The sequence below is a fragment of the Azoarcus taiwanensis genome, from assembly GCF_012910885.1.
Taxonomy (GTDB): Bacteria; Pseudomonadota; Gammaproteobacteria; order Burkholderiales; family Rhodocyclaceae; genus Azoarcus_F; species Azoarcus_F taiwanensis.
This window is the reverse complement of the sequence record NZ_WTVM01000069.1, coordinates 1-21,600: the sequence shown is the minus strand read 5'-3', so window position 1 is coordinate 21,600 and position 21,600 is coordinate 1. Positions and strand designations below refer to the sequence as shown.

22 protein-coding genes and 3 pseudogenes are annotated in these 21,600 nt (G+C 64.5%); 23 read left to right on the top strand and 2 right to left on the bottom strand.

Going from position 1 to position 21,600, the window contains the following annotated elements:
* Positions 1 to 128 precede the first annotated feature (128 nt).
* Positions 129 to 254, top strand: a pseudogene (locus tag GPA21_RS21355) (IS110 family transposase); the annotation flags it as partial.
* A 91-nt stretch (positions 255 to 345) separates the two neighbouring features.
* Here GPA21_RS21355 and GPA21_RS20950 read toward each other — a convergent pair.
* Positions 346 to 775 (bottom strand): annotated as a pseudogene (locus GPA21_RS20950) (transposase domain-containing protein); the annotation flags it as partial.
* A gap of 139 nt (positions 776 to 914) precedes the next feature.
* Between GPA21_RS20950 and GPA21_RS12140 the strand changes: the two are divergent.
* The 20 genes from GPA21_RS12140 to GPA21_RS12045 all read left to right on the top strand — a co-directional run bounded on the left by GPA21_RS12140 (position 915) and on the right by GPA21_RS12045 (position 18,325).
* Entirely contained in the window at positions 915 to 1,823 is a 909-nt protein-coding gene (locus GPA21_RS12140; RefSeq protein WP_012761385.1) for a LysR family transcriptional regulator, read from the top strand.
* A gap of 539 nt (positions 1,824 to 2,362) precedes the next feature.
* A complete protein-coding gene (locus GPA21_RS12135; protein WP_023657735.1) occupies positions 2,363 to 3,121 on the top strand; it encodes a hypothetical protein in 759 nt (252 codons plus the stop codon).
* A gap of 141 nt (positions 3,122 to 3,262) precedes the next feature.
* The gene (locus tag GPA21_RS12130) at positions 3,263 to 3,481 is read left to right on the top strand and encodes an AlpA family transcriptional regulator (RefSeq protein ID WP_003454927.1); all 219 of its coding nucleotides are present in this window, start codon (positions 3,263 to 3,265) and stop codon (positions 3,479 to 3,481) included.
* 40 nt (positions 3,482 to 3,521) lie between these two features.
* On the top strand, positions 3,522 to 4,388 hold the full coding sequence (locus GPA21_RS12125) for a ParA family protein (RefSeq protein ID WP_031755007.1): 867 nt from the start codon (positions 3,522 to 3,524) through the stop codon (positions 4,386 to 4,388).
* Positions 4,372 to 4,629 (top strand): hypothetical protein, encoded by a 258-nt coding sequence (locus GPA21_RS12120; RefSeq protein WP_003454921.1) that lies wholly within the window; start codon positions 4,372 to 4,374, stop codon positions 4,627 to 4,629. The genes GPA21_RS12125 and GPA21_RS12120 overlap by 17 nt, the downstream gene beginning before the upstream one ends.
* Positions 4,622 to 6,265 carry a ParB family protein gene (locus GPA21_RS12115; RefSeq protein WP_168988416.1) on the top strand — a complete coding sequence of 548 codons (1,644 nt, stop codon included), beginning with the start codon at positions 4,622 to 4,624 and terminating at the stop codon, positions 6,263 to 6,265. The genes GPA21_RS12120 and GPA21_RS12115 overlap by 8 nt, the downstream gene beginning before the upstream one ends.
* Positions 6,266 to 6,282: 17 nt before the next feature.
* On the top strand, positions 6,283 to 6,843 hold the full coding sequence (locus tag GPA21_RS12110; RefSeq protein ID WP_010792177.1) for a DUF2857 domain-containing protein: 561 nt from the start codon (positions 6,283 to 6,285) through the stop codon (positions 6,841 to 6,843).
* A 3-nt stretch (positions 6,844 to 6,846) separates the two neighbouring features.
* A complete protein-coding gene (locus GPA21_RS12105; RefSeq protein ID WP_023121162.1) occupies positions 6,847 to 8,040 on the top strand; it encodes an STY4528 family pathogenicity island replication protein in 1,194 nt (397 codons plus the stop codon).
* Between the two features lie 238 nt (positions 8,041 to 8,278).
* Positions 8,279 to 9,031, top strand: coding sequence for an OST-HTH/LOTUS domain-containing protein (locus GPA21_RS12100; protein WP_019484523.1), 753 nt, complete (start codon positions 8,279 to 8,281; stop codon positions 9,029 to 9,031).
* Positions 9,032 to 9,219: 188 nt separating this feature from the next.
* Positions 9,220 to 10,008, top strand: a complete 789-nt coding sequence (locus GPA21_RS12095) for a PFL_4669 family integrating conjugative element protein (protein ID WP_019484524.1) — start codon at positions 9,220 to 9,222, stop codon at positions 10,006 to 10,008.
* A complete protein-coding gene (locus GPA21_RS12090) occupies positions 10,005 to 10,553 on the top strand; it encodes a DUF3158 family protein (RefSeq protein WP_019486762.1) in 549 nt (182 codons plus the stop codon). The genes GPA21_RS12095 and GPA21_RS12090 overlap by 4 nt, the downstream gene beginning before the upstream one ends.
* A complete protein-coding gene (locus GPA21_RS12085) occupies positions 10,550 to 10,933 on the top strand; it encodes a single-stranded DNA-binding protein (RefSeq protein WP_023083180.1) in 384 nt (127 codons plus the stop codon). The genes GPA21_RS12090 and GPA21_RS12085 overlap by 4 nt, the downstream gene beginning before the upstream one ends.
* 294 nt (positions 10,934 to 11,227) lie before the next feature.
* Positions 11,228 to 13,243, top strand: a complete 2,016-nt coding sequence (locus GPA21_RS12080; protein WP_168988415.1) for a DNA topoisomerase III — start codon at positions 11,228 to 11,230, stop codon at positions 13,241 to 13,243.
* A gap of 836 nt (positions 13,244 to 14,079) precedes the next feature.
* A complete protein-coding gene (locus GPA21_RS12075) occupies positions 14,080 to 14,472 on the top strand; it encodes a hypothetical protein (RefSeq protein WP_168988414.1) in 393 nt (130 codons plus the stop codon).
* A gap of 160 nt (positions 14,473 to 14,632) precedes the next feature.
* Positions 14,633 to 15,358: a DUF5983 family protein gene (locus GPA21_RS12070; RefSeq protein WP_168988413.1), complete on the top strand. Its 726-nt coding sequence runs from the start codon at positions 14,633 to 14,635 to the stop codon at positions 15,356 to 15,358.
* Positions 15,359 to 15,633: 275 nt separating this feature from the next.
* Positions 15,634 to 16,431 (top strand): GTPase, encoded by a 798-nt coding sequence (locus GPA21_RS12065; RefSeq protein WP_168988412.1) that lies wholly within the window; start codon positions 15,634 to 15,636, stop codon positions 16,429 to 16,431.
* Between the two features lie 65 nt (positions 16,432 to 16,496).
* Positions 16,497 to 16,685 carry a DUF3085 domain-containing protein gene (locus tag GPA21_RS12060; protein ID WP_168988411.1) on the top strand — a complete coding sequence of 63 codons (189 nt, stop codon included), beginning with the start codon at positions 16,497 to 16,499 and terminating at the stop codon, positions 16,683 to 16,685.
* A 31-nt stretch (positions 16,686 to 16,716) separates the two neighbouring features.
* On the top strand, positions 16,717 to 17,238 hold the full coding sequence (locus GPA21_RS12055; protein ID WP_168988410.1) for a DUF6398 domain-containing protein: 522 nt from the start codon (positions 16,717 to 16,719) through the stop codon (positions 17,236 to 17,238).
* Positions 17,239 to 17,258: 20 nt separating this feature from the next.
* Entirely contained in the window at positions 17,259 to 17,762 is a 504-nt protein-coding gene (locus GPA21_RS12050; RefSeq protein ID WP_246261929.1) for a hypothetical protein, read from the top strand.
* Complete coding sequence (locus GPA21_RS12045) at positions 17,762 to 18,325, top strand: DUF7686 domain-containing protein (protein ID WP_339379895.1); 564 nt, start codon at positions 17,762 to 17,764, stop codon at positions 18,323 to 18,325. Before GPA21_RS12050 ends, GPA21_RS12045 begins: the two co-directional genes overlap by 1 nt.
* A 106-nt stretch (positions 18,326 to 18,431) precedes the next feature.
* Here the strand turns inward: GPA21_RS12045 and GPA21_RS12040 are convergent, their stop codons facing one another.
* Positions 18,432 to 19,811, bottom strand: a complete 1,380-nt coding sequence (locus GPA21_RS12040; protein ID WP_168988407.1) for an IS1380 family transposase — start codon at positions 19,809 to 19,811, stop codon at positions 18,432 to 18,434.
* Positions 19,812 to 19,888: 77 nt separating this feature from the next.
* Here GPA21_RS12040 and GPA21_RS21185 point away from each other — a divergent pair.
* Positions 19,889 to 20,065 (top strand): annotated as a pseudogene (locus tag GPA21_RS21185) (DUF7713 domain-containing protein); the annotation flags it as partial.
* A gap of 954 nt (positions 20,066 to 21,019) precedes the next feature.
* Positions 21,020 to 21,496: an ion transporter gene (locus tag GPA21_RS12035; protein WP_211163561.1), complete on the top strand. Its 477-nt coding sequence runs from the start codon at positions 21,020 to 21,022 to the stop codon at positions 21,494 to 21,496.
* The last annotated feature ends 104 nt before the right edge of the window (positions 21,497 to 21,600 follow it).

Below are 21,600 nucleotides of genomic sequence, written 5' to 3'. Positions count from 1 at the left end.
ACCCTCGGGTCCAGGACAGCTTCCACATCGAACACCACTGATTCCCTTTCCATCTCTGACTCCTTCAAGTCGATGGGTGGGGAAAATTCGATTACCACAGGTGGGGATTATTGGATTACCGCTGACACAAGGGACGCAAGAACGGTGCGGCCGATGCCGCAGCGATCTGCGAGGCGGCAACCCGCCCGCACATGCGCTTCGTGCCGGTGAAGCCGCCGGCGCAGACGCTGCTGGCCAGCCATCAGCTACGCAAACCTCCCGATTCACTCACGCAGCTTATTCCTGCTTGCCTAGGGACGACCATGTAAGCGGCAGATGGTCGGAGTCCTTTGCGACCAGCACCTACGCGAGCAGCCCGGAGGTGGGGATGCCCTTGGCGATGATCTCCGCCGGGACCGGCGCCTGGGTCAGCGTTCGGCACCTATGCGCAGGTCCACTTGCCGCGGATGTGGCACTCGACCGTGAACACGCCCGGCGTGTAGTCCAGCTTCTCGCTGATGCGCTTGAGCGCACAGCCGCACGCGCAGCGGGTGTTCTCGGGCTCGTGGTGGCAGTCCACGCGCGGCAGGTCCGCCGGCAAGGCGGTGCGCTTAGGCATCGCGCCAGGCGTAGCCGGCGGCTTCTTCTTGCCCAGCAGTTCCTAGAGCTGCGCCTCAGCCGCGGCAAGGTCGGCGTCCAGAGCCTCGTCGAACAGCGCGCGTTGTTCGGCATCGAGCTGCTCGCTCTTCTTGCCGAACTTCAGGCGTCGCAGCTGGGCGATCTCGAACGAGAGCTTCGCCGTAGGCGCTGACATGGGCGAAAAGCATCCGAGCATCACCCCCCAGGATGGCTCTCATCTCGATACAGAGGTGAATCCTCCGCACTATTCGGCTCCCTACGATGATATGGACTGATCACATCGGTAGGGAGAAAGCATGAACTTACGCCATCTTCGCTGCTTCATCGCCGTAGCCGAGGAACTGCACTTCGGCCGGGCTGCTCGACGGCTGCACATCGAACAGTCTCCACTGTCGCGCACGATCCGCCAGATGGAGGCGGATTTAGGGGTGCCGCTGCTCAACCGCTTGCCACGCAGTGTTCGTCTCACACCGGCGGGACAGGTCTTCCTCGAAGAAGCCCGGCGCGTACTGCTGGCCTTCGAGCAAGCGCAGACCAAGGCACGCGCCGCAGCGAACCAGCGGAACACGCTGCGCATCGCACTATCTGGTGACATGGGGCAGGCCCGCTTGTCGGCGTTGCTTGCGCTTTGCCGCGAGGAGGCACCACAGGTCGGCATTCGGATATTTGAAACGCCACTGGCGCAGTTGGTGACTGGACTGCGCAACGACTTGTATGACGCAGGTTTTGCATTGGCTGGTGAAATGGACGCCGGCATCGTCGCCATGCCGGTGTGGCGAGACCCGCTGGTGGTGGCTTTGCCCGCCAGGCATCCGCTGCTGGCTTTCAAGGAAGTGCCGCTGGAGGAAGTGGCGAGCTATCCGCTGGTGCTGTGCGATCCCCAGGTCTGCGAAGGTTGCAGCCGGCAGCGCGAACGGCTGCTCCGCACGGTGGATGCGCAGCCGACGGTAGCCGAGTACGTCAAGACCCATTCCCTGATGCTGGCCCTCGTGGCCGCCGGCTACGGCGTGGGCTTTTCGAGCGCGGCGCATCTGGCGGGTTGCCATCAGGCCGATGTCGTCGTGCGGCCGCTGGCCGACGAGACCGCTTCGCTGACGACCTATCTACTGCGACCCGAAGGCGAAATCATGGAGCCGCTGCGGCAGTTCATCGACCGCGTGGAGCGTGTCGGACGCCCGCAAGGCACCGATCAACGCCCGATGTGACGCGGGGATTTTGGACGGTACGATTCCCTTTCGGTCTGGACCTTGACCCGCATTGCATCGGCGGCCGACCTTTTGCGTCACGGGCATGGATGGCGAATCGGGCCTATCCACCCGGCATCAAGCAAGGCACCTTCAAGCTGTCGAGGTCACAGCAGTGACGCAGAACGCATGAGCCCTTGCTGGATGCAAACCGGCTCAGCCGGAAGTCGCATTGGCGCTTTACCCCGCCCGTATTCCTACGAAAACTTTGCCCTGGTTTTCCGGTAAAGCGCGGCATCCCTTCCTGATCGAACTTGGATGCGCGGCTTTTCAGACCGTTGCGCCGGTAACAAGATTTTTCGCAGGTGCATTATGGTTGAGGTGTAGCGGGCACCGCAAGGAGGTTTGCCCCCTGCGTAACGCTCGGCGACATCGCCGCACCCAACGTCCACCACGATGCCGACCGGCTCGCGCTTCATCGGGTTCTTTGGGCAATCGCTGCGCCCATGTGGGCCGCGCGCGCTTGCCATGTGTCGATCCGACGATGGGAAGAGCGCGATATGCCGAAATCGAGCAGCCACGCCTTTGGCGCAAAGACGTACTACCGACCGATCGAGGCGGCCGTCCGCTGGTGCGGTCTCCTGCGCTTCGAGCAGCGTATTCTGGAAGCGCTGGAGCAGCGTGCCATGCCGGAGCCCGGCGAATTCCCGCGCTGGCCGCTGCTGCGCCTGTATGCCGAGCGCATCTTCGACGCGCTGACGCATGGCGAATTGCCCGGTGGCAAGGCCGGCATCGTGCTGGACTCGCAGCGGCCGGCGCTCGACGACCCCGAGTTGACCGTGCGCCACGTGGACTTGAAAGCGTGGATGTCGCAGTTCTACCCCGGCGATCGGCCGGGGTTTTTGTTTGACGGCATCGAACGCGCGGTGCATCCGGCGGTGAGCGTGGACACGCTCAACATTCTGCTGGCCGATCGCGAAGCAGCGAAGTCGCAACTTGCCGAACTTGCCCTGGTGCATGAAACGCTGCGCACCGCGCACGAAGCACTGGCGAAGGAACATGCCACGCGCGCGGCCAACGACGAACAGGCGCGCGAGCCTGGCCTGCGCAGCGAGACGACTTACCTCAACATCATCGGCGGACTGCTGACGCTGCTGCTGGGCAATTCGCCGTCAGGCGCGGCCTATTCGTCGTTCCGCAGCATGGATGCCGTGGTCAGCGCGCTGATCGCACACCATGAGGGGCGGCCGGGTCTCAGCGAGCGGACGCTGTGGAGCAAGCTCGCGCAGGCGCGGCGCCACCTGGAGGCGTCGTGCTGACGACGCGGCCAGCATGATGCCGATGCGGCGCACTGCAATTGCAGTCGCTGCTTCTGCAATTGCAGTGATTTCGGCGACCGCGGTGTATTGAATACGAGGCACTTTCCGAACAGCGCCAGTGAGCGTCAAGGAGTGTCTCTCATGTCTTCGCAGACCACCGCGCCGGCAGTGCCGGCCGAGCACCGCATCCTGCGTCGCGCCGAAGTCGAGGCCAAAACCGGCTTCAAGCGCGCGCACATCTACAGCCTGATGAAAGAAGGCAAGTTCCCCAAGGCGCTGCGCTTGGGCGTGCGCGCCGTGGGCTGGGACTCGGCGGAGGTCGAGCAATGGATCGCCGATCGCCTCGATGAGCGCGCCTGACGCTTTTCCTCGGTACATGCCATTCAACCGGGAGAGGCCCATGCAGGTGGTGTCCATCATTTCGACCAAGGGCGGCGTCGGCAAGACCACGACGGCGGCCAACCTGGGCGGCTTCGCAGCCGACACCGGGCTGCGCGTGCTGCTGCTGGACCTGGACGTGCAGCCCACGCTGTCGAGCTACTTCACGCTGGCCGAGCGCGCGCCGGCCGGGATCTACGAGATGCTGGCCTACAACGAGCAGCGCGCCGAGCAACTGGTGTCGCGCACCGCGATCGAGCGGCTTGACCTGGTGCTCTCGAACGACGACCGCGGCGAGCTGAACACGCTGCTGCTGCACGCGCCCGATGGCAGATTGCGGCTGCGCCACCTGCTGCCCACGCTGGCGCCGCACTACGACCTGCTGCTGATCGACACCCAGGGCGCGCGCAGCGTGCTGCTGGAGATGGCGGTGCTGGCCTCGAACTTGGCGCTTTCGCCGGTGACGCCGGAAATCCTCGCGGCGCGCGAGCTGCGGCGCGGCACGCTGCAACTCATCGAGGACATCGCGCCGTACCGCCACCTCGGCATCGAGCCGCCGCCGCTGCACCTGCTCATCAACCGCGTGCATCCGGTGTCGTCGAATGCGCGGCTGATCCAGCAGGCGCTGCGTCAGGTATTCCAGGACCAGCCTGGCGTGCGCGTGCTGGACACCGACGTGCCGGCGATTGAAGCCTATCCGCGCGCCGCGACGCGCGGACTGCCGGTGCATCGGGTGGAATACCGCCAGCCGACGGGCCGCACGGCACCTGCCGCATTGGAGACCATGCGCGCGCTGGCCGGCGAGCTGTTCCCGGCGTGGCAGGAGCGCTTTGCGCTCGTCACCGGCCGAGGCGACGCGGGAGGGGCCGGCCATGGCCAGCGCACATGACCTGGCCCGCGGCCACAAGCGGCTGCGAGGGCTGATCGAGTTCGCCCTGGGAGAAGGTTGGAAGGTGGTGCGCACCCGCGGCGGGCACCTGCTGTTCACGAAGCAAGGCTGCGCGCCGATCTACACCAGCTCGACGGCGAGCGACCACCGCGCCGAGCGCAACGCCCGTGCGCAGCTTCGCCGCGCCGACCGACAGGCGGCCCAGGGTGTTGCAGCATCTCAGGAGAATGGCCGTGGCTGACCTGACGCCGCAGGACATGGCCGCCAATCTGCTGGCCTCGGGCTTCGAGCGCAACGGCCCTTCGGTCGCGGCCCTGAGCGACCCCATCGCCGACACGCCGATGGTGGTGACGCTGGACCAGTTGCGCCCCTACGACCACGACCCGCGCGTGACGCGCAACCCGGCCTACGAGGACATCAAGGCGTCCATCCGCGAACGTGGGCTGGACGCGCCCCCCGCGATCACGCGCAGGCCGGGCGAGGCGCACTACATTATTCGCAACGGCGGCAACACGCGGCTGGCGATCCTGCGCGAGTTGTGGAGCGAGACCAAGGAGGAACGCTTCTTCCGCATTGCGTGCCTGTTCCGCCCGTGGCCGGCGCGCGGCGAAATCGTGGCGCTGACCGGGCATCTGGCCGAGAACGAGCTGCGCGGCGGCCTGACCTTCATCGAGCGGGCCTTGGGCATCGAGAAGGCGCGCGAGTTCTACGAGCAGGAAAGCGGCCAGGCGCTGTCGCAAAGCGAACTCGCGCGGCGACTGACGGCCGACGGCTATCCGGTGCCGCAGTCACACATCAGCCGCATGAACGATGCGGTGCGCTATCTGCTGCCGGCGATCCCGACGCTGTTGTACGGCGGATTGGGCCGGCATCAGGTGGACCGGCTCGCAGTGCTGCGCAAGGCGTGCGAGCGCACCTGGGAGCGGCGTGCGCTGGGCCGGCCGCTGACCGTGGACTTCGCTTCGCTGTTTCAGGATGTGCTGTCGCAGTTCGACACGCAGCCGGAGGGCTTCTCGCCCCAGCGCGTGCAGGACGAACTGGTGGGTCAGATGGCCGAGCTGCTGGAAGCGGACTACGACACGCTGGCATTGGAGGTCGATGACAGCGAAAGCCGTCAGCGAGTATTGACCAGCGAGCCGGCCGCGCCGAACCCGGCAACGCCTGTCGCACCTGCGGCGCCAGCCATCACGCCGCAACTGTCGCCCGCGGCGCCAACGCCACGGGACACCTCGCCCGTCGCGCCACCGGCAGAGACACCCTCGGCACCACCTGCCGCTGCACCAAACGCCCGGGACGGGCAGCGCGACGAGCGCCTGCAGGGGCACATCGTGACGCCGGCCCCAACCACCGAGCGCCTGCAGTCCATCCAGCGGATGGTCGCGGATCAGCTCGGCGACAAGCTACCCGACTTCGAGGCAGATGCGCTGCGTGCGATCCCGGTGCAGGTTGGCGGGCTCTTTCCCATCTCGGATGTCTGGTACATCGAGCCGGGCCTGGACGTGCCGGATCGCCTGCGCGTGCATATCTCGCAGTTCGCTCGCGAGATCGCGGGGGAAGCGGCGGTGGGCGACCACATCGAAGCCAGCGATGGCGGCATCGGCTTCGTCTGCGTGACGCCGGCCGTGGGCCAGGCGAAGGCGCTCCCGGCGTTCGCGCGTGCGATGCTGACCCTGCTGCACGCGCTGAGCACCGCGCCGGCACCCGCGACCGGGCTGGACAGCGCGCGGCTGGCCGATGACCTTGGGCCGCTGCTGCATGGTCACGGCGGCTTGGTCACGCGCCTGAGCGATGCCGGGCTGGTAAAGCTGTTCCGTCTGCTGCGCCTGGCGCGTCGGCTGCTGGATCTGGAAGCCGGCGTAGCGAGCCAGGATTCCTGAGCGCAGGAGGCTCCCGTATGTCGGCACCGCACCCGCTCAACCAGGCCGTGATCGCCCAGGCCCTGCATGACCTGCGCAACGGCCAGTTGCGCCGCTGCAAGGCCATGGGCTTCGGTGAGGAGGAGCTGGATGCGCTGAAGCACCCAGAACTCGTGAGCATGCTGGTGAATGCCACGGTGTCGTGGTGTTCGGTGTCGGTGAACCGGGAAGTGTTGAAGCGGCTGCTGAGCCAGGTGCACGACGTGGAGCGGGAGATCGCCACGGTGGACCGCATGCTGCGCCTGGGGGCGAGCACGGAGATGGTCAGCAAGTTCTACGGCCTCACGCATCAGGAAGTGGCGCTGCGCCGCGACATCCTCGGGCTGCCCAAGCGTAAGGGTCGGCATCCGGTGCTCGACGAGGCGCAGGACGTGGCCCTGTGGGAACGCTGGAAGGCCGGCATCACGGAGCGGCACATCGCACTGAACGACGACATGGCGATGCTGGCGCTGACCATGGACCTGGCCGAGGCCATGACCCTGCCCATGTCGGTGATCTGGTCGGCGATACGGAACTGGGTCGACCAGGGGCTGGTGTAGGTCATGACGACGGGCGACGCTCCACGGCGTGATGGCCCGGTTGCGCTGTCGGCGTTGTTCGACGAGGCGCTGCGGCACCTTGAGCCGAAGGAACCGGCGCAGGGCACGGCGCCGAGCCAGGACGGCTTTCTCTACAGCGGCAACCGGCACGAGAGCGTGCCGCGCGCGTTGTTCTTCGACCGGCGCCTGACGCCGCTGGAGCGCAATGCCTGGCAGGTGTTCCGCCTGCAGCTCAACGACGACGGCGTGACCGCCTTTCCCACCTACGACCAGCTCCGCCCATATCTGGCGTCCATGCCCTGTGCGGCGCAAGCCTCGCACGAGACCGTGGCGCGCGCCTTGACGCTGCTGCGGCTGACGCGCTGGCTCAGCCTGGTGCGGCGGCGGCGCGATCCCAAGACCGGCCGTATCCAAGGCAACCTCTACGTGCTGCACGACGAACCGCTGTCACCCTTCGAGGCGATGCAGCTCGACCCGGACTACCTGGGCCTGGTGAGCCAGGCGCTCACGCACGCGGCGAAGGCGGTGCAGGTCGTGGGCATGAACACGCTGCGGGAGATCGCCGAAGACCCGCTGCTCAGCGGGCGCACGCTGCCGACCCGTCTGCAAGTGCTGGCGCAGCGCATGGCGCGGCATGGCTGGACGACGCCAGGTTATCCACAGGAGGGTGCGGACCACGAATCCGAAGAAGGCCAGGAAGCCCTTCTTCGGAATGCTGCGCGCCCGTCTTCGGAATCCGAAGCAGGACCGAAACCCGCGCCGGACGGCTCTCTTTGGATTCCGAAGGAGGACCGTACAGTACGTAATGATCGTATAAATGAAGTACGTACAGTACCGCGCGCGAGGGCCTTGCAGAACCTGCGGCTGCCCGAGCGTTTCCTGCGCTTGAAGGACGAGCAGCAGGCCGGCGCGCTGGTGGCGCTGCAGCAGGTGGACGAGGCGCAGAGGCAGGCCGTTCTCGACGAGTGGGCGGCACGCTGCCACAACAGCGCGGTACGCAACCCGGCCGGCTACCTGTTTGGCATCATCCAGAAGGCGATCCGCGGGGAGTTCAAGGCCTGGGCCGGAGAAAGTGCATCGACGCCGCCAGCGCCCCCGTCACCTGCGCCCTCGTCACCGCCAGCATCCCGTGCGGCTGATCCCGAGGTGGCACGTGCCTACCTGGCTCAGCTCCGAGAAGCCTTGCGTGATCGCTGATGTTGACTATCCCCAGGGGATAGCTGGAACAAACACCCTTCCGCCGTGCTCGATTGCTGCCCGCCGAACGACAGGCGAAACTGTCGCCTGTGAATCAAACGAGGACAGCCACGCACGAGCCCGGCCAACGATGGATATGACGACTTTCCCCGTCACAAACGCACTGCAACCACTACAGCCAGACGTTCAGCGCTTGCTGGGCAGATGCCTGTTGCGCCTTCAACAATACGAGCGCCTCATGAAAGCCATCGTGGCCCACCACGAGATTTCAGGCCCGGCGCATTCGCTGGAGGCCATTCGCGCAGCGCGGATTGAAGATGCCGCGACCAAGACCCTGGGCACGTTGATCGGACAACTGTTTGGTTCGTATGTCGTCACCGATGGAAATGGCGGCGAGGAACGCGACGACGATCTTCCCGGCGACGTGATCTCCTTTCGCACGCGCGTGCAATTGAGCCTGTCTGCGCAGGACTACGCCAAGACCCAGGCCGACCTCAAAGACCTGGTATCGCTGCGCAACACACTGGTGCACCACTTCATCGACCAGCACGATCTATGGACCGTGGACGGGTGCCGCGCTGCACAGGACGAACTCGGTTCCGCCTACACGCGCATCGATCAGCACTTCGAGCAGTTGCGCGGCTGGGCCGAGCACATGGATCAGGCGCGGCGCCTGGCAGCGGAATTCGTCCACTCGGATGTGTTCCACGACCTGGTGGTCAATGGCATCGCGCCGGACGGCACGGTGGACTGGCCGGCCGCCGGCATCGTTCGTGCGCTACGCGAGGCCGCCGCGCAGTTGGCCGTCGAGGGCTGGACACCGATCGCCGCCGCTGGCCGCTGGATCGCGGACCGGCATCCCGAGCAGCTTCCAGCCAATTACGGCTGCAGCAGTTGGCGGCAGGTGGTGCACGAGTGCCGCATGTTCGAGCTTCGCTACCGTGAGGTGGAGGGGCAACGGGCCGCCTGGTACAGACCTCGCGAGGCATAGCCCCGCGACGCGGTCTCACCTCCGCGCGAGTCGCGAACGACTCCGCCGAGCTATCCCCAGGGGATAGCCGGCACACACAGCCTTCCGCGCAGAACAAACCGGGCGCGCATGGGCTGCGGTTTGTTGACTGACAGCCTTCCGGCCGATGCCGATACTGGCGACTCGCCCCTTCACCGCGAGTCGCTCTCATGGCCAACGAACGCACAGAACCCCTGCAACTGAATCTCGGATCGCTGCGCAGCGCGATGTCGCTGACGCTGCACACGCACCACGCTTCGCGCATCTGGCACGGCCGTGCGCCGACCGAGGGGCGCCCCGGCATCATCGGTCTCAACGGCTTCATCGGCGCCATGAACAAGATGAAGCGCGGCGCCGAGCAGGACGACCCGTACTCGGACTCGTGGATGTTGCGGATCGAGGACAAGCTCGCCGACACCAAGACCCGTCTGCAGACCCTGCGCGAACAGGTGGATCAGGCCTTGGCCGACGTGCCAGCGGCGCTGTCCCTGGGCGAGAACATGAACGTGCAGCCGGTGAAGCTGCCGCTGTTCGTGAACGCCCAGCTCGGTTTCATGGCGGTGTATCTGCTGGCCGACTACGACGACCTGGCACGCAAGCTCATCCTGGCGCACCACACGGCGCTGATCGACCGCAGCACCTTGGAGCGCTGGCTCAATGATGGTGCGCACGCGCTGCGCAGCCTGTTCTCGCTGGCCCAGCAGTACCGCTACTCGGGCACGACGCGCGACGACTTCGCGGCGAAGAACGCGGCGGCGCGAGCGGCGCTGGAGAAGTTCGGCGAGTTGCCGCAGGACGTGCTGGAAGGCACGCGCCGCTCGCGCTTCGCGCCACCCATCGCGCGGCGGTCGAACAAGCCCGGCACGCCGCCTGCTGCGCCTGCCATCGTGCCCGATGCGCAGGCTCCCACGGGTGGCGCAGCCGATGGTGCCGCGGGCGATGAGGGTGCTGGCGCATGACAGCATCGCCCCCTATCAGCCACTCCACGCGCTTCGTGGCGCTGGAACAGGCGGACTTCCAGCGGCTGGAACACGCAGGCTACCTAAAAGGCCTTTTACAGCCTTTTAAGGGTAAGGGGAGTCTGGAGACCTGGGCCAGCCAGTGCGCAGCGCTGCGCGACGACGTGATTGGCCTGGCGCAGCGGCGCGTGCTGCCCCAGGCGCGCGCCTATCCATTCAGTCTGCTCGACGTGCAACTGGCCCAGCAGGCCACTGGCGCAGGGACGACCTTCCTGCGCTGGCGCAACCTCGACCGTTCCTCCATGGGCGTGGCGTTGTGGGAGGCCCTGCTGGCCAACCCCGCGACGCCGGCCTCGCTGATCGACGATCTGTACGCGATCGAACTGCAGCGCATCGTGCTGAACATGCAGATCAGCCTGACCCACAGCATCGCCCGCCAAGCCCTGGAATGCGCCAACAAGGCCGCGCAGGCCGAAGCGGCTTACCTGCGGCGCGTCCACGGGCATACCGCATCCGTTCCACCCACCACCAAGGAGTCTCCATGAGCACGCACTTCGTCGGCGAGGGCAACATCGGTTCTGCGCCGGACTACCGCGAATTTCCGAACGGCAACGACGAGCCACGCCGGCTGCTTCGCCTGAACGTCTACTTCGACAACCCGATCCCGAAGAAGGACGGCGAGTACGAAGATCGCGGCGGCTTCTGGGCGCCCGTGGAGCTGTGGCACCGCGACGCCGAGCACTGGAAGACGCTATACCAGAAAGGCATGCGGGTGCTGGTCGAGGGCCGCACCGTGCGCGACGAATGGGAGGACGCCGACGAGAACGAGCGCGTGACGTTCAAGGTCGAGGCGCGGCGCGTGGGCATCCTGCCGTACCGCATCGATTCGGTGGCGCTCAGCACCAAGCCGGCCGGCGGACAGTAATTCGCCCATCGCCGTTCCCCCGAGGGCGACTGTAGCAACCGTCATACGCCCGCGATGCACCAGCGAGCTATCCCAAGGGGATAGATCCAAGGTCGTCCACGGAGTTCCAGCCGCCCTCCCGAAACGACGCTCTTGCTGTGCCAGCTCCTACGATCTATGCACACCGCTGCGGCAACGAACCGCCTGCCGATCACAAAGCGGTGTCTGCATCAATCGACTTCCTTGCTGCCGGCATCTCCTGGCCCCGCCAAGCTGACGCCCATCCGATGAACCGCACATTTCCAAGGAGGCTTCATGCGCCTTTTCCTGTGCGAGAAGCCGTCCCAGGGCAAGGACATCGCCCGCGTGCTGGGTGCCGGCCAGCGTGGTTCCGGCTGCTACAGCGGCGCGGGTATCGTCGTGACCTGGTGCATCGGTCATCTGGTCGAAGCGGTTCCGCCCGAGGGCTACGACGAGCAGTACAAGCGCTGGTCCATTGAGCAACTGCCCATCATCCCCGAGCGCTGGCGCGTCGTGCCCAAGGCCGCGACCGCCGCGCAGTTCAAGATCGTCAAGCAGCTCGTCGGCCAGGCCAGCGAGCTGGTGATCGCCACCGATGCCGACCGCGAAGGCGAGATGATCGCCCGCGAGATCATCGACCTGTGCGGCTACCGCGGCCCGATCCAGCGCCTGTGGCTGTCGGCGCTGAACGATGCGTCGATCCGCAAGGCGCTGGGCGCGCTGAAGCCGTCGGCCGAGACGCTGCCGCTCTACCACTCGGCACTGGCCCGCTCGCGTGCCGACTGGCTGATCGGCATGAATCTGAGCCGGCTGTTCACGCTGTTGGGACGACAGGCGGGCTACACCGGCGTGTTGTCGGTGGGCCGGGTGCAGACGCCGACGCTGAAGCCGGTGGTGGATCGCGACCGCGAGATCGCGCATTTTGTCGCCGTACCGTTCTGGGCCGTCGAGGTGGTACTGTCCCAGGCGGGGCAGTTCTTCACGGCGAGCTGGATGCCACCGCAAGCGTGTACCGATGAGGTGGGCCGTTGCCTTCAGCAGCCGGTGGCGCAGCAGGCCGCCGAGCGCATGCGCGCCGCGGGCAGCGCAAAGGTGGTGTCGGTTGAGACGGAACGGGTGCGCGAAGGTCCGCCGCTGCCGTTCGACCTGGGTACGCTGCAGGAGGTGTGTTCCAGGCAGTTGGGCCTGGAAGTGCAGGAAACGCTGGACATCGCCCAGGCCCTGTACGAGACGCACAAGGCGACAACCTATCCCCGCTCCGACTCGGGCTATCTGCCCGAGAGCATGCTGGCCGAGGTGCCGACCGTCCTCGACAGTTTGGTCAAGACCGATCCCCGCCTGCGCCCCTTGATCGATCGCCTGGATCGCAGTCAGCGCTCGCGCGCCTGGAACGACGGCAAGATCACAGCCCACCACGGCATCATCCCGACGCTGGAACCGGCCAGCCTGTCTGCCATGAATGACAAGGAGCTGGCTGTCTACCGACTGATCCGCGCGCACTATCTGGCGCAGTTCCTGCCACATCACGAGTTCGACCGCAGCACGGCACTGCTGTCGTGCGGCGACCAGGAGCTGCAGGCTGTCGGCAAGCAGGTCATCGTCCCGGGCTGGCGCCAGGTGCTGGCAGCGCCGGAGGAGAGCGACGCTGATGGCGATGACGCCCAGCGCAGCCAGGTTCTGCCGGCGCTGCGAGCCGGCTTGTCCTGCCTGGTCGGCAATGTCGATCTGAAGGCGCTGAAGACCCTGCCCCCCAAACCCTACACGCAGGGCGAGTTGGTGAAGGCGATGAAGGGCGTCGCCCGGCTCGTCACCGACCCGCGGCTGAAGCAGAAGCTCAAGGACACGACGGGCATCGGCACCGAGGCGACGCGCGCCAGCATCATCAAGGGCCTGCTCGATCGCGGCTACCTGTTGAAGAAGGGGCGCACAGTGGGCGCCTCCGAGGCGGCCTTCACGCTCATCGACGCGGTGCCTGCCGCCATCGCCGATCCCGGCACGACCGCCATATGGGAACAGGCGCTGGACATGATCGAGGCCGGCCGGATGACGCTGGACGCCTTCGTCGCGAAGCAGTCGGCCTGGGTTGCCCAGCTCGTGCAGCAGTACCGCGGTGCGGCGCTCTCCATCAAGCTGCCGCCCTCGCAGGCCTGCCAGCAGTGCGGCGCACCGATGCGCCAGCGCACGGGAAAGAGCGGCGCCTTCTGGTCGTGCAGTCGCTATCCCGACTGCAAGGGCACGCAGCCTGTCGAATCCTCAACGAGCAAGCGTGCGACACTGCGCAAGCGACGCGCTCAACCCCGGGCGTCCTGACGTCCTCGAGCCCTGCTGCCGCGCCATCACGGCACGGCATCCATCCCGCTCAACTGCGGGAATCCCCAGCGCGCGTCTCCTTCTGCAACGGTGTGCGCGTCCCGCCTGGCCGGTCACGGCCAGCGGGACGAGAAGGTCGTTTCCTTCCAAGAATCGCACTTGTCGCCATTCCGCTGATCGGTGTCCTTTGCGTCCATCGCGAGGGGTCTCCCGGTGGCTTGCACCGTCGTGCGAGTCGTCGGGAGACCCCTCGGGTCGACGGTATTCGGTGCCGGTGCCCGCCGGCGGAACAACGGGCTCCCTTTGTGCGCGGATGTGTGCCAGAGGTTGCCGGCCCCAACCACGACACGGGCCGGGTGCGATTGCTGATGCAGCCAGCGGCTTTGACGACGGCCGGGACTGCCACAGCCCACGGGTGGTTATCTCTTCCCCGGCTGAAGGCTCAAGGGCCTTCGGCCTGTTGGTCTTTGTTTGATCCTGATCGGTGTCGCGCAGCCTCAAAGCGGCCCGTGTGCAATGCGCATTCCTCGAAGACGCCACTGATCTGCCGGATCCATCCTGCGGCCATGCGCTGCTGACCGTCGTCGGCACCATGCCCTGGCAGCTTCGGTCCTCAAGGCTGCAACGCGGTTCGCCGCGCGGATCGACCCAGTCCGCTTCGCATCGCCCACCGCGGACGAGCGTCTTCATGACGCCGATGCCGTTCGTGTTCAACCCTTCCGGAGATATCCGCTCCCGCTTGGGTGTGGGGCTCCCGGTCCTTCAATCAGGAGAGCCCTATGTCCCTTGCATTTGCATCGACACCCCTGAACCCCTTTCTCGCCAGGAGACTTCTCATGACCCAGTCTTTGCCCCAAGACGTGCTCGACTTGATCGCACTGGAAGAACTGCATTTCTCCCAGGCTCCCGAAGGGTTCTTCAAGGCATGGAAGCGCGGTGCCGAAATCGCCGGCCCCGAATGGTTCGGCGACGGCACGCCCGAAGGCCTGCAGGGTGCGACCAACAAGTGGGATCTGCGGCCCAGGGTGCCGTTGCTCAACGACGCCCTGAATGTCCTCAGCGGCGGCCAGCGCATGTTCCTGTCCGCCATGGTGAGCTTCTACAACGCCCGCGAGGGCGGCGCGATGCTCAGGCGTTGCGGCTTCGAGGGGCTTTCCGATCTGGGCGGTCTCGATCTGGAGCGCCGCAAGGTCATCGCCGATCTGGTGCTGAACTACAGCGGCTGGTGATCCTGATCGCTTGTTCTCTACCCGCTTCTCCTCACCTGTGAGGGACATGCGCCTCTATTCCGGGCCATGTCCCTCTTGGCTTCAAGTTCTCTCATCTACCCACCGGGGTTCCATCCCCGGCAGGGGACTGGCCCCGTCCATCCAATGACGGAGAAATCCCATGTCCCCAAACTCAAATCCCTTCCTCCGCGGCTATCAGAACCTGAGCATCGACCGAACCTTGTGCATCACCTACGAGGACGACTGCCCGCCGATCTGGCGCCCGCTGCATCCCAGCCAGGCGCATCTGCCAGACGACCAGGTCGCGCTCTTCCCCTGCCTCTTCAACAACGACTTCGCCTTGGTCACCGAAGGCCAGGACGTTGCCGCAGACCTGGAGGCCCAGTGCCAGACCGAGGGCGTGGTCCGCACCGTGGTCTACGCCGTGAACGGCGATGACCTCGGCCGGCCCGCGCACGTCGGCGACGCCTACTCGGAGGAAGCCGCACGGGAGGTGGTGCGGCGACTGAGCTTCGAGACCGGCTTCTACAGCCGGTGCTGGGAGATCAGCAGCGCACACCTCAGCGCCCAGGCCGGCCGCTTTCTCGCCGAACTGGCGGATATCGCCACGCCGAGCGACTTTCTGTTCGTTGCCTTTCGCATCCCATACAGCCCGGCGATCGGCGTGAAGTTGATCGCCACGCCCTGGACGGATGCGAACCTGCAACTCGTCGAAGGCGTCACCGCCGAGCAGTTGCGGCAAGCGCACCGGAGGAAGGCCATGCCAGAGTCCCTGGTCGAGGCGCTGCACCTGGCAGCGGCCGCCGACGTGCGCATGCTGGTGTTCGATGTCGATGCACCGGTGCTGGACGGACTGCCTCTGTACGACGACGAGCAGCCCCCTTAGAGCCCCCAAGCGGGGCTCGTTCCCTTTCTGGAACATGGTGGCGGTGTGTTTCCGATTCCCCCGCGACTGGCCCAAGCGCTTGCCACACGCTGCCCGCATGTTCGCTGGCGTTGCCGGCAGCATGCCGAGGCAGTCGAGACCTTCGAGACTGCGGTGCGGTTCGCCGTGCTGGTCGCTTCATTCTCCGGGCGCATGCCGCGTCCATCCACCTCAACCCTCAAGGGACATGCCTCCCTTGCGGGCGGGAGTCCCTTGGTTGCCACAAGGAGTCTCCCATGGATACCCAATCCATCCGCGCGCAAATGCCGATGCTGGTCCGCGGTCATGTGCCTTCCAACATCCGCAGCTTCAAGTTCAACATCTTCGACGGCCAGCCCAAGGTGTCGACGCTGGGCTTTCACATCGATCCCAAGCCCTTCGAGGGTAAGGTCATCGCCAGGAACGACGAGGTCATCGTCGTCAAGACGGGCCGGGCTGCGTTCGCGGTGCTCGACCGGGCGCTCGTGACCGAGGTGCCCGACGAGGGAACCAAGGTGCAGGTCGAGCCCTATGCCAGGCGCCGCTTCGATGGACAACGTGCGGACACGCCCGAGGAACGGGCCGAGCTGACCGCCGACGGCCAACCCTACACGGTGCAGACATTCGTGCTCGGCTTTGCCCCTGCGAAACTGCCGGTTCCGGAGCCCCGTTGCCCCGAGCTGCAGGACCTGATCCAGCAGATGGAGCAGTTAGCCGCACCCGACGGCTTTCGGCGCATCACCCACATGCTCGTGGACGCCGGTGCCCGGGACTTCACCTGGGTCGATCCCGCCCCCGACGACATCATCCGCACGCCGCCGTCGATCGGTTTCAACGTTTCCACGACGAAGTTCCAGGGCCAGGTCACCGTGCTGTATGACCGCGCAGCCGACCTGTACGTGGTGGAGCTGCGCCGCGACGGTGGGCTGGTCGAACGGGTCGACAAGGTGTTCTTCGACGCCCTCGGCGAAACGCTGGAACGGCTGATCGACGACGGAAGCTGGCGACGCATCCACGTGCAGAGCCGTTCCGGCCGCTCGCCTGCCCGGCACTGACCCCAGCGCGGCTTCCCGTCCTCGCGGCGGGAAGCCCTTTATTCCTTTTCCCGGAGATCACATCCATGTCTATTCGATTCAATGGGACCGACCTGCGGTCCGTGCTCAGCGAAACGGTGGCCAACCAGTGTCGCGTCATCCTGGTCAAGGACCAGCGCGTGTACTTGCTGGCCGAGCGCGGCGGGCGCCGGCCCGATGGGTGCCAGAAGCTGATCGCCTATCCACCCCGTTGGTGTCGGCCGGCCAATCTGTGACAATGTTGCGTCTTCCCTTCTTGCCGCGCCCATGACCACGTCCGAGCGAATCCCCAAGACGATGGCAGAGAAATTTGCTGCCATCACCACCCTGACCGACGCGTTCTGCGCGCAGCACCTCAACGAGGAATATCGCCGGATGATCCACCGCGTTGTTGGCGCACTTGCCCGAAAACGCCCCTCACCGCTATCGAGCGGCAAGGACAGCGTCTGGGCGGCGGCGGCCGTGCATGCGGTCGGCAGGGTGAATTTCCTTGATGACCCATCACAGGATCCGCACTGTAAGCCGAAGCTCATCTACACGTTCTTCGGCATTGCCGAGAGCACCGGCCAGAACAAGTCCAAGATGATTCGGGATGTATTGAAAATGGGGCCGTTTTCACAAGAATGGACCTTGCCCAGCCGACTCAAGGACAATCCGATGGTGTGGATCCTTGAGGTGAATGGTCTGATGATGGACATTCGCACCGCCCCGCTTGAACTGCAGCACCTCGCTTATGAGAAAGGCTTGATCCCCTTTGTCCCCGCGGAACAAGCGGATTCGCCCGAATGAGCCGAGTCCCGCACGACGCCATGGTGCGCGCGATCATCGCTGCACAGGCAATGGACCGGTCACAGAAAGAGCAACTCGCCGATGAGGTGTTCCGCACGCAACCGAACCTGCTCGGCGCCGTTCTCGTCTTGCCGCGGCTTGGCGTTGCGCTGCCAAAGGTGGATTTCGCAGTTGAGATCCTGTTTGTCTGCTTTCTGGCGATGAAGGCGTCGGGGCTGACCTGGCCGGTCATCACTGAAGACGACCTGGAGCGACAGTCCAAGCGTTTCATCGCCATCAGTCGATTCGCCGATGACCTCGACGAACATCTGCGAAAGCGCTCGATGGACCAGTACATTGCAGAGCACCCAGAGAAGAATTTACTCGCCTACGTGACAGGAGAAACCTCGAAGTGGCTGGCAAGCATCGCGCCTGAAGAATCGGACAAATACGTCATGCTGGCGATCTGGGATGTGGTGAACTGCATTGCATTCGTGGCCCTTCCGGGGTCGAAAGGGAAAACCCGCCGAGGGCAGGCCAGGTGATGGACGTACAGACGATCCGGTGTGAGGGCTGCGGCGAACGCACCCCCAGCCACGACATCATCACCTATGGCAGCATGGACCGCGGCCACCGGCAGCTTTGCAGTCGATGCTTCAATGCCGAGGTCGCCCGGCTGAACGGCCTGGAAGGTTTCGAGGACTTCCGATTCGAGCCGATCGGGCTCGTGGATTGCGCCGGTGAAACACACCAGTTCCATTTCCGCACGCGTCTTCTGGGAAACATTGTGGCGCTGGATGCGTTTGAACTACGCGATGGACACCCGTCAGGTTATCAGTGCGAGTTGGTCGGCGATCGCGAGGACGATCTGCTCGGGCTACTCGGACGACTGGTAGAGAAACTCCGTCGTATGCTCTCGGTAAAGCACCTTACCGGCGAAGGACCTGAATTCGAGATTGCCGCGCAGACGGTACTAGCCCGCATTTCTCACAGCCGCCCAATCGGGTTCGGATCCAGGGCTTTTTCTTGCCGGCGTGATCGATCAGAACTTGAGGTCACGGCCACGATGAGTCGTGCAGCCGAATTGATGCCCTATTTTCCGGGTTGATGGTCGCCATACGTGCGTGACGGTTTTTTTTGCGCAGTTGCAGACACAGATCGGCCTCGCGGGCGGTTGGTCGCGATCCTGAGGTCAGTCTGAACGTCGCGGGGGATCAGCCCGGAGCGAGTCTGGCCTGGGCCAATCGCCAAGCGGTTTGAAACGGGTGGCTGCTGGCCATACTGATATGGATACGGCGTACGCTGATCTTTACCAGCGCGCCGATCTTGAGCAGTTTCAAACGCAGGCTCTCGCAAGTAGCATCAGCCAGTTCGGTGCCTGCGAGTCCGATGCGGCGCAGCGCCTCGAGCATCACGTAGGCGAAGGAGGCGAACCACAGCCGCAACTGGTTCGCCCGCATCGTGGCCGTCGAGGTCCGGTCGGCGAACAGGTGCAACTGGCACTCCTTGATGCGGTTCTCCATCTCGCCACGGGCGCAGTACAACGGCTCGTAGAGCGCCCGCGCAGGCCAGCGTTGGGCGCTCAGACTGGTCACGACGAAGCGCGGATTGGCCTTGCCCGGCAACTGCTCGGCCTTGCCAACGACACGCCGCAGACACGACCAACTCTTGAGCGTGCGGTACGTGAAGTCGCGAAATCGCCGCGCAGCTTCCCCGGTGCGCTCACATTCGGCTTTCGCCTCACTCATATCGCCTTCAATCTCGGCCTTGAGCCGGTCGTTCTTGGCCAGGCCCAAGATGAAATCGACCTGGTGCGCCTCGCACCAACTCATCAGCGCATCGCGCGCGAAACCTGAGTCAGCACGCAATACGATGCGCACTTCGGGCCAGTGGCGGCGGAGGTGGGTGACGATGCGCTCAATCTCTTCGACACTGCCGGCCGACGCATCCATATTGGCCGGGCGCAGCTTGGCCGCGAGCAGGTGCCGGCCGCAGAAAATATACAGCGGAAGGTAGCAGTAGCTCCCATAGTAGCCATGAAAGAAGCGGCCTTCCTGCTTGCCATGCAGGGGATCATCCGTTGCGTCCAGGTCCAGAATGATCTCGCCCGGGGCGTGCTCGTGCGCCTCGATGAAACAATCGACGAAGAGCGACTCGAAGGCCACCGGGTCATGCGCGATCTTGTGGTAGCGCGAACCATCCTTGGTGTCAGGGGCGTGTTCAAGCCGATTCAAGGTCGACTTGCCGGCCAGCGGCTCGCAGTTCTTACGTCGTGCCGTGAGCTTGCCCACCAAGGTCGCCAGCACCGGATCGCGGCGCAGCTGATCGTGATCGTTCAGGTCCTCGTAGCCCAGCGCAATCGCCACAATGCGCTGCATCACCAGGGTCTGGACCGAGTGCTCGATCAGTTCGCGATTGCGCCCATCCTCAAAGCAGTTGGCCACCCGTTCGGTCAGTCTGAGGGTGCGGTCAACGTCGCGCAGCAACAGCGCACCGGCATCCGAACTGATGTGCCCACCGCCAAAATCAACCGCCACTTTGCGCGCGCCAACACGCCCCCCGTCCCTGATCTCTGCGGTACACTGTGTCTGCATCGCGGGCCTCTCCAAATGTGAGTTAAGTCGTTCTCGTAAAACAACTTTCTCATGTTTCGGACCGCGATGCACCTACTACGTGTGAGAAATGCGGGCTAGGCCGGATCGATTGGGACGATTCCGTCGTGCAGCACACGCCGCTCCTCGTGATTGATGGCCGGGAAATCTCCTGGGATGAGTTCGGCCGCATGTTGATGGCGTTCGAGGGCTGGCAATTCAAGCTGGACATGGTTGATCGCAGCGACGAGGCATAGACGTTCCAGGTGACCTGAGGTCGGACGTCACCGCGTAACCGGTTTGCAGCAGTCTCCTCACGAGCGCGACCGACATTCGTTCCCTTCGTTGGTTTACGGGCCGTAGCGGCCACTGCCGCCGGTCTTGGTCGCCACGAACTGGTCACTTGGTTAGCAGCTTCACTCGGGTAGCTGTCGGCCGCATCTCCGCGTTCGTCAAGTCATCGGCCGAAGCGGTCACCTGATCAAGCTTGCATCTAAGCAAATTGGATGACCGCTCCCAAGCACCGCCAACAACCCTCAGCCGTCGTTCGGGTTTTGCGCCCCACCGGCAGCAATGCAGCGTTTGCGGCCATGGGCCTTCGGGAATCCTATTTCAGCACCCCGCCATCAGTCGTCACTTGGCTTTCCCGACTGAACGTCAGGACCAGACTTCTTGTTGCCCGGTGACAAAGGCATACTCAGTGTCGGGGCCACATTGAAGCCGACCTGATTGTTGATACCAACAATATGGCCTCAGCCGTAAACCTTCGTCGGCTACTTGTGCAACCGCAGGTCGCCGTTCGTTGGCGCGCGCTACCGGTATCTCCAGAACGGACGGGTTCATTCAAGCATTAATTTTCGCTTCACTTGACTTTGTTTCAGCATCTCATAGACTTCCCAGCATCAAGGGGAGTAGCTTCATCCGTTCGGGTATCGTCATCACGGCAGACCGATCATCAGATCGCCGCCCGGTGCCCGAAGCGACGGAAATTACCGTTGCAAGCGAGACCTTGCCGCTAGGCAAGGTCCGTGCTCGCAAACAGCATCAAGGGTCTGTGCCCATCGGGATCAGACCCTTTTTGTTTGTTTGGAGCGTGAAATGACTTCATGGCTATGGATCCGAAAACTTGAGCCCGCGATCGCCAATGTCAGCGTGATCCATCCTTATCGCGGCGTCCGGCAGGCATTTCCTGCGCTCATCGGATCGAAATCATGATCATCAAACTTCAGCATTTTGTGGAATCGCGAGCATTCCAGAACTTCATCATCGCCGTGATCGTGGTCAACGCCATCACGCTGGGCCTGGAAACCTGGCCCACTGCCATGGCACATGCCGGGTCGTTGCTCCTCGCCCTAGATCAGATCGCCCTCGCAATCTTCGTCGTGGAGATCGTTTTGAAGTTGGTGGTCTATCGGGCGAGCTTCTTTCGCAGCGGATGGAACGTCTTCGATTTCACCATCGTGGCGATCACCGTCGCGCCGGTCGATGAGGGACTCGCGGTACTGCGCTCCCTGCGCATCCTGCGCGCACTGCGACTGATTTCGGTGTTGCCATCGATGCGCAAGGTCGTCAGCGCATTGTTGCGCGCCCTCCCGGGCATGGGTTCGGTGGTGAGCCTGTTGCTGTTGCTGTTCTATATCGCATCCGTCATGGCGACGAAAATTAGGGTATACGGATTTAATGGTTGATGGGGCACCTTCACCCCATCAATCTGATACCACCCTCAGATGGTTGATAGATCGACTCCGTAGTTGAGTTCCTCTGCGAAGTCCGGCAGTCCGTAACCGATGGT